The following is a 12,166-nucleotide window of genomic DNA, read 5'->3' as shown; positions in this document are numbered from 1 at the left end:
TTTTAATTAATTTGATTGTTTAATTACCAAATCTTTATACGCTCTTCTTCGGTTCTATAATTAGCTTCTCCAGGTTGTACATTAAAAGCATCATAAAAAGGTGTAAAGTTCATTAATGGTCCATTTACCCTCCATATTGGTGGAGAATGTGGATCTGTTTCTACATAGTTTCTTAAAAATGCTTCTCTAGTTTTTACGCGCCAAATTCTAGCTATAGATAAAAAGAAACGTTGATTAGGAGTAAATCCTCCAATTTTAGTATTTCCTTGTCCTTGCTCTGTCATTTTAAAAGCATCAAAAGCAATAGCAATACCTCCATTATCCGCTGTATTTTCACCAACTGTTAAAGCACCTTTTAAATGCACTCCATCTAATACTGTAAAAGCATCATATTGCTCAACAATTTGTTGTGTTTTGGCTTTAAACTTTTTATAATCTTCATCAGTCCACCAATTAGTTACATTTCCATTCTTATCGTACTGTGCGCCTTGGTCATCAAAAGCATGTGTAAATTCATGACCAATCACCATACCAATACCTCCATAATTCACAGCATCATCTGCATATAAATCAAAATAAGGTGCTTGTAAAATACCTGCTGGAAATACAATTTCATTTAATGAAGGATTATAATACGCAGTTACTGTTGAAGGAGTTGTATGCCACTCATCTCTATTAGGTGCTTTGTTCAATTGATTCAATTCATATTGATATGCATCATTACGTAATGCTACAACATTTTCAAAAAACTTATCTCTTTCTATTGTTACATTATAAGTTCTCCAAACATCTGGATAACCAATCTTTTTATTAATAGCATATAACTTGTCTTTAGCCTTTACCTTAGTACTATCGCTCATCCAGTCTAAGTTATCAATGCGCTTTTCTAAGGTTTTTTGAAAGTTATTTACTAAGTCTAAAGCTCTTTTTTTAGCATCTTCGTTAAAATAGCGTTTTACATATAACTGCCCTAAAGCAAATCCTATTTGTCCATCTACACGACGTACCATTTGTTTAGATCTAGATTGCTGAACTGATTGTCCTGATAAAACCTTAGAATATTCAAAGGCAGCATCTTGAAATGGCTTACTTAAAATATTATCATGTGATGCTATAGAATTTGCCTTTAAATAAATTTTCCAATATTCTAAAGGAATATCACCTAGCATTTTATCTAAAGTTTCATAATATGCTGTTTGTCTAACATCTACCGAATCAACTTTTGCTCCAATAGTTTCTAACATCTCAGACCAACCAATATTTTTTTGATTTTCATTTAAATCGGCTACAGCAAGCTTATTATAATTATCTTTTATACTACGACGCTCAATACGTGTTTTATGTGATTGTGCAAGCTCTTTTTCTATAGCATAAACTATTTCTGCCCTTTCTTTTCCATTGTCTTCACCAACCAATTCAAACATACTAGTCAAATATGTTTTATAAGCTTCTTGAATATTAACTACAGAAATGTCATCTTTAAAGTAATAGTCACGATCAGGTAAACCCAATCCTGTCTGCGAAAAGTGCAAAATATTTATAGAGCTATTTTCTTGATCAGGAGAAATGTAAGGGCTTATAATTGAGTAATCTCCAAATTTTAATTGTGTTGCTACAAATTGCATCATACTAGGCACATCATTAATAGCATCAATACGCTCCAAAATAGGTTTTATAGGTTCAATACCACGATTATTGATACTTAGCGTATCCATTCCAGAAGCATAAAAATCACCAACCTTCTGTTCTATACTACCTTTTTCATGCGTGCCTTTAGAAACTTCTTCTAAAATATTTTTCAATAACTCCTGTTGCGGAATATTCAAAAAGCGATATGCACCAACACCTACTTGGTCATCTGCAATAACCGCATTGTCATACCATGTTTTATTTACATGATTAAAAAAGTCATCTCCTGGTTTAATAGATTCTGAAATACCATCAAACACAACAGGTTCAGGAGTCTTAGTGTCATCTTTATTTGTTTCTATATCTTTTTTACAAGACACAAACACAAATGAAAAAATGAATAGATAAAGAATTTGTTTCATAAGTTTTAAGTGTTATTTCTTCAAATATAAAATAATTTGACGCCCAAATGGTCATAAATGACGTATACTCTAACAATAGATTAACAAAATTAACGTTTGTTTTTTGTTATATTCGCCACCGAAAATTTGACTTAGTAATTCATGAAATCACTATTTACTTTCTTATTTTTTATAGTTTCACTTGTTTCATTTGGACAAGAATTATACAATGTACAAGAGTTAGATTCTTTATTAAAAGATATTCATTCTACTAAAATTGAGGATAGTATAGCTACATTTCATGATATAAAAAAGAAATACTGGGACAACACAGTTTTTAACCCTTATAAAGAAGCAGAAGTCAATTTTCCAATTCAATTAAAATTTAAGGATTCAAGCTACCACTCTCCTATGCACAAGGATAAAGTTATAACATCGCGTTATGGATGGCGTCGTGGTAGAGCACATAAAGGAATCGATATTGACTTAGTTACTGGCGACAGTCTATTTTCAATGTTTGATGGTATTGTTAGATTTTCTAGATATAATTCTGGTCATGGAAAAACAGTTATTGTGAGGCATTATAATGGCTTAGAAACTGTTTATGCTCATTTATCAAGATATGGCGTAAAAGAAAACGATAGCATTAAAAAAGGACAATATATAGGCAAAGGTGGTGCTACAGGAAACGCTAGAGGTAGTCATTTGCATTTAGTAATAAACTATAAAGGAAGAGCTATTCATCCAGAGTATTTATTCGATTTTTCTAATGAAAATAAAATTAGATCTCAAGAGCTTTGGGTTACTAAAAAATGGACACGCCCTTACATACATAATTCTAAGCGTAAAAGCAGAATAAAATTGCTCACAACCGAAGAAGAAGCTTTGGCTAGTTTAGTGAAACAAAAATCTGTTTATATTGTAAAACGTGGCGATACATTATCTCGTATTTCTGCTCGTAATGATGTATCAGTTGCCTCACTTTGTAAAACAAATTCTATTAGAAGAAATTCGGTAATTAGAGTTGGACAAAGGCTAATTATAGAAAAATAACTTATTCTACTTCCAATTTGTAACCAACACCATGTACATTGGTTATTTTAATAGCATCATCATCTTTTAGTATTTTTCTTAGCTTAGAAATATAGGTATCTAAACTTCTACCTACAATAACGCCATTGTCCTCCCAAACACGTTTTGTAAGCTCATCTCGAGTAATTGTTTGATTAGGACGAGACACAAAAATTGCTAATAATTCACATTCTTTTTTAGAAAGACTTATTTCAGTAGCTTGTTTAACTAACTTGTTTTGCTCAGGATAAAACTGAAAACTACCTATAGATGCATAATTAGAATCTTCTTCAACATTGTCTTTGGAATCAGATTTTTTAAAATAAAAATACAGTATAGTTAATGCAATCACTACCATTGCAGCGATAAACAAATATTTTCCTACTGATGATACTGGACTATTTATAAAACGAACATTAATAATATAACAACCATCTTTTAATAAGCGTCCTCCACATGGTACAATACCATTTTCTCGCTTATTGCGCATTTCAAAACTATAAGCAACTTCAGAAGTTTCACATTTTAAGACCTCTACTCTATAATATTTTGGAAGATTTGATTTTTCAAAACTAGATTTTACAGCATTCACTAAACTATCAGGAACAATAAACAACTCCTTTTCAAATTCTAATTTAAACTTAGATTCTTCTATTTTATTTATGGGTAACACTAAAGATGTCGAATCATTATTATCGAGTAATAATTCATTACCTACATCTCTTAATGCCAATGTAACTGTTTCTGTAAATTCTGTTTCATTTTTATCTGGACTAGCAAATGCCAAACTTGCCAATACAACAAAAAATAAACTGCTTAATAGGTAAATGTTCTTTCTATTCATATATAGTGTAAATAACATATAATTTCATGAGAATTAGAAACTCTTGACACTTCTTTTACATTTTTTTGACATTTTTAAGTATTGATTAGCATAGTTTTATGGTGTCGTAAATAAATATTAATCAAAAAACAACAATTATGAAAAAGCGAATTACCATTATTAGTTTGGCAATTATTGCAGTAAGTTTAACAGCATATAGCACTATTAATTACAAAGATATTAATGAATGTAATAAAGTAGTAGCTGAAAAAAATAATACTGCTGAAGAAAAAATAAAAAGCAGAATATTCACTGACTTTATTTATGAAATTGGACCAAGATTTACACCTATTAAGAAAAGTGATTTACATAAGTTAACATCCTTTAGCGATTACATAGGCAATGAACATGCACAACGCATCATAAATTATAAATCGCTAAGTGTTATGCTAGTTGTTAATGACAGACCTTCTGACGATAGAATAACTAATACAGATAATAACTTCAACAAGGAGCAATTACACTTTCTAAAATCATTAGACTATTCAACAAATTTAATGATGTGGGCAGATTATGAAGAAGTAAGCGAAGAAACAGGCGAAATTCAAGATGCACATTGGACACCTTACCTAACAGTTGTTCCAGAAACTCAAGCACAATACTCTGATGGTATTAAAGCCTTAAAAATCTTCTTAAAAGAAGCTACTGAAGATACAAGAGTAAAAGCAAATGTAGACCCTGAAAAACTACAACCAGCTAAGTTATATTTTACAGTTACAAAAAATGGAGCTATAGAAAATGTTAAGTTAGATAGAACATCAAACTACCCTCAAGTAGATGATAAAATGATACAATTAATAAAAGAAGCTCCAGGTTACTGGACACCAGCAAGAAATACTAAAGGTGATAAAGTAGACCAAGAACTAGTGGTGTCCTTTGGATTAATGGGTTGCTAAAAAACATAAACACTAACAATATTATTTATTAAACCCTTATTTTTCAACTATGAAATTCACAAAAAGGCTCTCTCTCTCTCTCCTATTTTTTAGCTGTTTATCAAGTTCATTTTCTCAAGAAACATATCCTAATGAATTATTTAAAACAGATAGTACTACTTGGATAAAAGAAATCATAAAGTTTCCTTTAGGATTCGCACCAAATATTAATTATCAAGGCTTTGAAGACTTAAGATTTGTAAAAGCTGGTTGGGGAAAAATGGATCATCCAGAATTTTGGTCATACGCATTTGGATGGTATATACAAACCAATAAAAAGCCAACACAAAAAGACATAGAACATAACATTAAGCTATACTATGATGGTTTAATGCAAGCGGTTAATAAAGAACCTACTTTTACTGTACCAGAAACCATAACTTCTTTTTCTAAAAAAGGTAAAAATAAATTCATTGGTACAATTAAAACTCATGATTCGTTTTATACTAAAAAGATAATAACACTTAATACTTTAGTAGAAATAGCATACTGTACCAAACAAAATACTTATGCATTATTGTTTAGAGTCTCTGTTCAAGATTTTAGTCATGAAGTATGGCAAAAATTGAATAGTTTAAAAATGGAAAAAAGCATTTGCTACTAAAACACTATTAGCTTTAGTTTAATTAGAGTTAATAGTTAGTGAAAATTTACTTAAGAATAATTTAGTGTTAATTATAAATTCTTTAACAATCTAAAGCTTAAAAAAGCTGTTACTTTGAAACACATCAATCTAATCAATCAAAATGAACTTAAAAAAAGTAACCAACGGTATTGTTTACGTTTCCATAATTAGTGGTTTTATTCTTATGTCTTACGCGAGTGTTTTACAAGACGAATTATATACTCCAGAGCAAATAGAAACCAAACACAATAAATCAAAAAAACACACTTGTTCTAAATCTAAAAAGGTTTACAAGCATGCATAAAAAAAGAGTTATAGTTGAGAAGCTATAACTCTTTTAATTTTACCTAAACAGTAAATTACTTCCAAGAAACGATATCCTCAAAATCTCTTCTTGATTTAGCATGTGCTGGTGCTTCTTTACGATAACCAAAAGCCACCATATACGATAAACCATATTTAGTAGTATCTATACCAAATTTTTCTTGTAATAAGGCTTCTGTCTTTTCTTGATGAAATCCTTCTATTGGACAACTATCTATACCAATTAATGCTGCAGATGTCATCATGTTCCCTAATGCTATATAAGTCTGTTTAGATGCCCAATCAAATAATTTTTTATCTGTATCCAAATTAAAGTCACGCTCTTGAAATTCTCTATAAAACTTTGAGTACATTTCAATGACATCTTCAGGTAATTGTTTAACATCCTTCATCATATGCATAATATAGTCCGAATCCCATTTCGTCATTGGAGATTTCATAGTTAAGCCTAAAACAAAATGACTCGCAGTATCTAATTTTAATGGAGCTCCCCAAGCTACAGGCTTTAGTAGTTCTCTTAACTCTTTATCTTGTACCACTACAAAGTGCCAAGGTTCAAAGCCAAATGAACTAGGAGAAAGATTTGCTGTTTTTAATATATAGTCTATATCGTCTTTAGAAACTTCCTTGTTAGCATCAAATTCTTTGGTTGCATGTCTATACTCAAAAGCATTTATTACTGCTTCTTTTGAAATGTTTGGTGTATTCATTTTATCTTTTTTTATTCATTAATTATTATACTATAAAAAGTATAGTGACAAAATTAAGTACAGTAAACTTATTATGCAATAACGGTCAAAAATGATAGTATCTAAAAATCATCATTAATTATTGATTATCAGTTTTTTACACATGTAAAATAAAACTATAAAAAGTATAGTTGTATTATTTAGTATAGTATTATAACTTTGCATTCAAATATGCGCATTATGAAGATTGAACATAAAAAACGTTTAATAAAATACAACGACAAAATGTTTTCCTGTACTACTAGTATAGCTATGGAATTAATTGGTGGTAAATGGAAAAGTGTAATACTTATTTATTTAGTTGATGGAAAAAAGAGATATAGCGAACTAAAAAAATTAATCTCAACAATTACAGAGCGTACATTAAGTTTACAACTTAAACAATTAGAAAAGGATGGGTTAATAACAAGAAAAGTATATACAAAAAAACCGCCTTTAAAAGTAGAATATGCATTAACACCTTTTGGACAATCACTAGAACCAATACTATTATCTATTGCTAATTGGGGAGCAATAGTAGCTAAAGAAAAAGGAGAAGTTATTGAAGGATAATCAATAATTATTTCAACTCATTTACCAAATAAAAAGGGTTTTTATTAAAGGTTTTCCAATCACTTTTTAAGCGACTATAAAGTTTATCTACCTCAGTAAAATCTAGATCTAAATCACTAGATTTTAATTTCAATATATAATCCATAAGTTCATAACATACAGTAAATTGACCACAAGCAATTAAAGTATCCATTCTATTTAAAGCAATATCTTTTTGATCCCACCATAAAGTTGTTGGGGTTTCACTAGCTGTCAATCCTACACTCGTTAATAAGGTACTTGGTTTAGGTTTAATCTCCTTATTATAACTTGGTGCATCACCAGAATAAGCTGTCTTCATTCCATTTAATTTATAAACTGTTGCAGTTACACGTCTATGTTTTAATGAAGATTTTGAGTAAAACAAATCATAGTTCAAGCGTCGCATTTGTTTTAAAAACACATCATTAATCATTTTAGAAGCAGATGTAAGCCTATCTGTAATCATACGCTGCAATAAACTAATATCTAAATTCTTAAAGCTTATTACATCTGCTAATAAAGCTTCTGGAACATTTTTACTCAAAAGTTTATTAAACTTTCTAACAGCAAATGATTTTACAATACTTGCAACTATACCAATTAAAGTTAGCACTAGCCCTACGCCTATTAATATACTTCCTACTATATATAAAGAAGTCCAAGCTGTACTACTAAATATGTGTAATGAATTTAAAACTACCATCAGTACACCAAATAACAAGGGCAACCAATAAAGTGGCTTAATAGAAAAGTAGCTTAACAATTTAGAAAGCTTATGTCTAAGTGTCGGACTCTTCTGCAATTTTGTAGTATCCTGTTCCCATGGTTCCATTTTAAAGCTACCTACATCGTTTACCATTATCAAGTCCAAGCCATTATCCATACGCTCATTAATAAGCATCATACTACCAATACCTTGATTATCTGCTATACCACCATCCATAATACCAACACCATCTTTAAAGCGGTCTAAGCTCTTTAAAGCAATATAATCTGGATTGTTTTGATCTTTAAAATAATCATCAGGAAATACTAAAGGCTCAAACCCTAATGGAAAACAAGATGATGACGCTATAATATCACCTAGCACAACATTATACTTTAATTTATTTACTTGCTTATTGTGCAAAGGATCATTACCAAAATAACCAGTGTTTTGAAATCTATAAGTTAAGCCAAAAGAAAAATCAGTAGCATTAAAACACACTTGCTTTAAATGGCTAGAAGCTGGGTTTTTAAAGCTAGAAAAATTACCCTCAAAAACTGGCATTTCAGCATAGGTTAAAGCAAACGCATTAATTAAAGAGCGTTTTTTATGTGGATGAGCCTCCCAAACAGCATCGTCTTCTAACTTTGCAACAGCTGTAGGTAATAATTTATCATTCTCAGGAGTAAAAGTGTTATAAAATGTTTTAAAAAAACTTTTAAAATCAAAATCCTCCTCCTGTGCTGCATTTGCATAAGCGACACTCAATAGTGTTCCGCCACTTACCGAACTTATTGCTGCTACATGCTCTAATAAAGGCTTACCATCATACTCTAATTCATTTAAGTACGATACCACACCCAAAGCAAAAAAAGTAGCGCGATAACCACCACCACTAAAACATAATCCTATATTCTTAAAAGGTACAAATGTCGATTGATCTCCCATAATAGCTATTTAAGTGTTCAAGGTCTAAAATTTTATAACATTACACAATACGTAGAAATACTTATTTTTTTCATACTGTTAATAGCAGTAAATCATATCAAAAAAAGTGTGATATCTCATCATAAATAACCCTCTCTATAAAGACATCAGGTAGGACTTTTAACATCTTAACTGTTACATTAATAAACAAGCCCACGAAACATTATTAATTGATAAGTACGTCAAAATTGCTTATATTTAATACAGTACAAGTTTTTAATGCTTCACACTTCTATTTGATGATACACAATTTACTTTAGTAATTGGCTAAGTTGCCTCACTACCTGCTAATTTACTTCTAAAGTAAACCGTCATGAAAAACAATTTTACAATGCTATTTATTGCCTTTATGATTTCAGGTAATATCATTCTAGCACAAAAAAACTCTAACGGATTATCAACCAATAGTACTAATACAGTACACGGAACCATTCAAGTAAATTTACCAAGTACCATTCGTTCTGGAGATGTAATATCAGGAACAGTACGCGTAAAACCTAAAGGCAAAAATCAAAAGCAAAAAGACAAGGCATTAAAACAACTTCAAGATTACAATGTTGTTATAGACCAAAATACTTGGGACACAGGTAAAACTCCACAACAATGGACAGCTGCTAGCAATAACACAATAGCAAAGGTATTAGACCCTAAAAACAATGTCGTTGCTACCTTTCCTATAACAGTATTACCAGCTTCAAATGCAATCAATAACACTTACGCTACACCAGCGTTCATAAGATCAGGCTATGCAAATGCTATAACAGGTAATTTTGATGGTAATGCAACTAATACAAGTATATTATTAAATCAAGAACCAATAGATATATTGGCTGAATCACCACAAGAAGTAGTTTACGATTTACCAAGTGGTATATCTGGCGAACACCAGCTAACTATTAACGAAAATGGTAATACTAGCACCGAAACTTATAATGTAGTTGATTTAGAAATTTATGCCGATAAATACGATTTAGCTCGTGGAGAAATCACCACACTACATATCAAAGTTTTCGGATTACAAAATTTAGACACACAGGTAGCCTATCAGTTAGACAATCTATCACCTACAAATGTAGCTTTAGAAGGTGGTCCAAACCAAACAGTAATAATTAATCAGGACGAAATCAATGCAGATGGTACTTACAGCAAAGACTATCAATTAAGAGCTATTAGAGCTGGTGGATTTAGCATAAGTTGTACACTGCTACCTCCTCAAGACAATCAAAATAACGAAACAGAAGACGAAAGTGTTAATAACCCACAACCTAATCCAGAGCCACCTAGTTTAACTAGCACAAGTCCATTTTATAATCCATTGCCAACAATTATGAATGCTGAATATGAAATGAACCCAAACGGTACAGCGCAGCTCATTAATTATACGGACGATAATAATACAGACATACAGTTTTATGTTCATATTCCTGAAGCCGATATAAAGCGTGAGCGTAACAAAGCAAGAAGCATACCTCAAAGCACACCTCTAGAGCCTAGAGACCCAGATGCACGCGATAAACCTTATTCTCGTCCTGTTCCAACAGGACTTAAAACACCTAAGTACGATGGAGGAAACCCTTGGGACGATGCCGATGAATTGTTAGATAAGGCAAAATCGGAAGTAAAACGTGCCGAAGACCATGAAGGCGAAATCAAATCTGGAATACCAGGATTTACAAGTGTAGGTTTAACCAAACCTGCAAAAACAATTACCACTTCTACTGCCGATGGTGTTAACTGTACAGAATACGTTTATTATTTCTCACAGCGCTATTCATACATAAACGACCGTACATTACTACACGAAGAGCAACTATCCCCTTCTTACGAGTTTTTTGTAGCAGAAGGACAAAGTAAAATTGATGTCACCGAAACCGAAACCGGTTGGGAAGTAGCAGCAAAAGCATCAGCAAGTAAAGGACCTGTAGAAGTTGAAGTAAGTGGTAAATACTGGGAAAAAACAACCAAAATTAAAGGCAAAGGTTCATCGAGCTTAAAAGGAAGACATTTATGGCTATTTCATGTTGGCAGACTCTTTTTAGTGCGTAAAGCATTTTTACGAATTAAATATGAATACCATTACGAAGTCTGTGATGATGGTACATCACGCAATTGGGTAAATGTAACCTATTCCGATAATTGGATGTATTGGTATGAGTGGCAAGAAGAGCTATTTGTAGCTTCAAAAGATGATGAAGGTAACTTCCATCGTGTAGATGCTTTCCCTTACACATCACATACCACACAACAAGGCGGAGAAACCGAAAGTTATGAAGCTGAGGATTTAGAACGTCGCCATTTTAGAAACCCTCATAGTGAAGGCTTTTTCCCTAATAGGTAAATATAATTCTAAACACACAGGTAGGAATTTTTACATCTTAATTGTTATATACATGTGATAATACCTTTTTAATAAATTGTTCGTGAATTAGAGGTAAAAACTCCTGTAAGCTACAGGAGTTTTTTACTTTATCATTAACACACAAACCATAACAGTCATGTCGAGCGCAGTCGAGACATCTCATTATCCATATCCACTATATTTATTGCACTACAAAAAAGCAAAACCTAAGGTAGGAGTTTCAATAATTAGCTTGTTATATTAATATAACGACAAACAACTAAATTGATTAATCATGAAAACAAGAATTTTAAGAATGGTACTTTTAACTTTAAGCGTATCATTAATGTCCGCAATGTGCTCAAGTGACGACGATGGCGATTCAAACAATAACAGTCAAGAAATAGCGCAAATTGAAAACGAAGTAGAATCTGGAACATGGAGAGTATCTAGTTTTATAGACTCTGGTCAGGATGAAACTAACGACTTCACTGGCTATAATTTCACTTTTGATGCTAATGGTACTCTTACTGCAACTAACGGCAACACAACTTATACAGGTTCTTGGTCTGTAACCGATTCAAGTAACAGTAATGATGATAGTAGTTCTAATGACGACGACGATATAGATTTCAACATCTCATTTAATGTGTCAGAGAATAATGATTTTGACGACTTAATTGACGATTGGGATATTGTAAGTCATAATTCAACAACAATAAGTCTTATAGACATTAGTGGAGGAAATGGTGGTACAGACACTTTAGTATTCACAAAAAATTAAATAGTATAATATTTTTTACACCTTTTTAATTAGTTAGAGTTATAACTATATTAAACAAAAGCTCTTATATATTTTATAAGAGCTTTTACTTTTACTAAGCAAGTATATTGTTGTCTTCTCATCAAAAAACAAAAAGCCAACTCAAACGAGCTGGCTTTTTC

11 protein-coding genes are annotated in these 12,166 nt (G+C 31.4%); 7 read left to right on the top strand and 4 right to left on the bottom strand.

The window, feature by feature from the left end; all coding sequences use genetic code 11:
- Positions 1 to 23 precede the first annotated feature (23 nt).
- Complete coding sequence (locus tag ACLII3_RS14365; protein ID WP_412984984.1) at positions 24 to 2,051, bottom strand: M13 family metallopeptidase; 2,028 nt, start codon at positions 2,049 to 2,051, stop codon at positions 24 to 26.
- Between the two features lie 141 nt (positions 2,052 to 2,192).
- Between ACLII3_RS14365 and ACLII3_RS14360 the strand changes: the two genes are divergently transcribed.
- Positions 2,193 to 3,083 (top strand): peptidoglycan DD-metalloendopeptidase family protein, encoded by an 891-nt coding sequence (locus tag ACLII3_RS14360; protein ID WP_412984982.1) that lies wholly within the window; start codon positions 2,193 to 2,195, stop codon positions 3,081 to 3,083.
- A 1-nt stretch (position 3,084) separates the two neighbouring features.
- Here ACLII3_RS14360 and ACLII3_RS14355 read toward each other — a convergent pair whose 3' ends face one another.
- Positions 3,085 to 3,945, bottom strand: a complete 861-nt coding sequence (locus ACLII3_RS14355) for a winged helix-turn-helix domain-containing protein (RefSeq protein ID WP_412984980.1) — start codon at positions 3,943 to 3,945, stop codon at positions 3,085 to 3,087.
- 137 nt (positions 3,946 to 4,082) lie between these two features.
- Between ACLII3_RS14355 and ACLII3_RS14350 the strand changes: the two genes are divergently transcribed.
- The 3 genes from ACLII3_RS14350 to ACLII3_RS14340 all read left to right on the top strand — a co-directional run bounded on the left by ACLII3_RS14350 (position 4,083) and on the right by ACLII3_RS14340 (position 5,848).
- On the top strand, positions 4,083 to 4,880 hold the full coding sequence (locus ACLII3_RS14350) for a hypothetical protein (protein ID WP_412984978.1): 798 nt from the start codon (positions 4,083 to 4,085) through the stop codon (positions 4,878 to 4,880).
- A 49-nt stretch (positions 4,881 to 4,929) separates the two neighbouring features.
- Positions 4,930 to 5,523: a hypothetical protein gene (locus ACLII3_RS14345; RefSeq protein WP_412984976.1), complete on the top strand. Its 594-nt coding sequence runs from the start codon at positions 4,930 to 4,932 to the stop codon at positions 5,521 to 5,523.
- 142 nt (positions 5,524 to 5,665) lie between these two features.
- A complete protein-coding gene (locus ACLII3_RS14340) occupies positions 5,666 to 5,848 on the top strand; it encodes a hypothetical protein (protein WP_412984974.1) in 183 nt (60 codons plus the stop codon).
- Between the two features lie 55 nt (positions 5,849 to 5,903).
- On the opposite strand, the gene ACLII3_RS14335 is transcribed toward ACLII3_RS14340, so the two are convergent.
- Positions 5,904 to 6,578 carry an NAD(P)H-dependent oxidoreductase gene (locus tag ACLII3_RS14335; RefSeq protein ID WP_412984972.1) on the bottom strand — a complete coding sequence of 225 codons (675 nt, stop codon included), beginning with the start codon at positions 6,576 to 6,578 and terminating at the stop codon, positions 5,904 to 5,906.
- Positions 6,579 to 6,797: 219 nt separating this feature from the next.
- Here ACLII3_RS14335 and ACLII3_RS14330 point away from each other — a divergent pair, with 219 nt between their 5' ends.
- Positions 6,798 to 7,169 (top strand): winged helix-turn-helix transcriptional regulator, encoded by a 372-nt coding sequence (locus ACLII3_RS14330; protein WP_412984970.1) that lies wholly within the window; start codon positions 6,798 to 6,800, stop codon positions 7,167 to 7,169.
- A gap of 7 nt (positions 7,170 to 7,176) precedes the next feature.
- Here the strand turns inward: ACLII3_RS14330 and ACLII3_RS14325 are convergent, their stop codons facing one another.
- A complete protein-coding gene (locus tag ACLII3_RS14325; RefSeq protein WP_412984968.1) occupies positions 7,177 to 8,844 on the bottom strand; it encodes a patatin-like phospholipase family protein in 1,668 nt (555 codons plus the stop codon).
- 352 nt (positions 8,845 to 9,196) lie between these two features.
- Between ACLII3_RS14325 and ACLII3_RS14320 the strand changes: the two genes are divergently transcribed.
- Positions 9,197 to 11,221, top strand: a complete 2,025-nt coding sequence (locus tag ACLII3_RS14320) for a hypothetical protein (RefSeq protein ID WP_412984966.1) — start codon at positions 9,197 to 9,199, stop codon at positions 11,219 to 11,221.
- Positions 11,222 to 11,516: 295 nt separating this feature from the next.
- Positions 11,517 to 12,005: a hypothetical protein gene (locus tag ACLII3_RS14315; RefSeq protein ID WP_412984964.1), complete on the top strand. Its 489-nt coding sequence runs from the start codon at positions 11,517 to 11,519 to the stop codon at positions 12,003 to 12,005.
- The last annotated feature ends 161 nt before the right edge of the window (positions 12,006 to 12,166 follow it).

Source organism: Pontimicrobium sp. IMCC45349, from assembly GCF_047219225.1.
Classification (GTDB): Bacteria; Bacteroidota; Bacteroidia; order Flavobacteriales; family Flavobacteriaceae; genus IMCC45349.
This window is presented reverse-complemented; position numbering and strand designations above follow the sequence as displayed.

What these genes read in the sequence shown, in the direction of transcription:
- ACLII3_RS14355 (WP_412984980.1), bottom strand. Translation starts at nt 3,945, where the DNA reads ATGAATAGAAAGAACATTTACCTATTAAGCAGTTTATTTTTTGTTGTA.
- ACLII3_RS14330 (WP_412984970.1), top strand. Translation starts at nt 6,798, where the DNA reads ATGAAGATTGAACATAAAAAACGTTTAATAAAATACAACGACAAAATG.
- ACLII3_RS14345 (WP_412984976.1), top strand. Translation starts at nt 4,930, where the DNA reads ATGAAATTCACAAAAAGGCTCTCTCTCTCTCTCCTATTTTTTAGCTGT.
- ACLII3_RS14365 (WP_412984984.1), bottom strand. Translation starts at nt 2,051, where the DNA reads ATGAAACAAATTCTTTATCTATTCATTTTTTCATTTGTGTTTGTGTCT.
- ACLII3_RS14335 (WP_412984972.1), bottom strand. Translation starts at nt 6,578, where the DNA reads ATGAATACACCAAACATTTCAAAAGAAGCAGTAATAAATGCTTTTGAG.
- ACLII3_RS14350 (WP_412984978.1), top strand. Translation starts at nt 4,083, where the DNA reads ATGAAAAAGCGAATTACCATTATTAGTTTGGCAATTATTGCAGTAAGT.
- ACLII3_RS14315 (WP_412984964.1), top strand. Translation starts at nt 11,517, where the DNA reads ATGAAAACAAGAATTTTAAGAATGGTACTTTTAACTTTAAGCGTATCA.
- ACLII3_RS14340 (WP_412984974.1), top strand. Translation starts at nt 5,666, where the DNA reads ATGAACTTAAAAAAAGTAACCAACGGTATTGTTTACGTTTCCATAATT.
- ACLII3_RS14360 (WP_412984982.1), top strand. Translation starts at nt 2,193, where the DNA reads ATGAAATCACTATTTACTTTCTTATTTTTTATAGTTTCACTTGTTTCA.
- ACLII3_RS14325 (WP_412984968.1), bottom strand. Translation starts at nt 8,844, where the DNA reads ATGGGAGATCAATCGACATTTGTACCTTTTAAGAATATAGGATTATGT.
- ACLII3_RS14320 (WP_412984966.1), top strand. Translation starts at nt 9,197, where the DNA reads ATGAAAAACAATTTTACAATGCTATTTATTGCCTTTATGATTTCAGGT.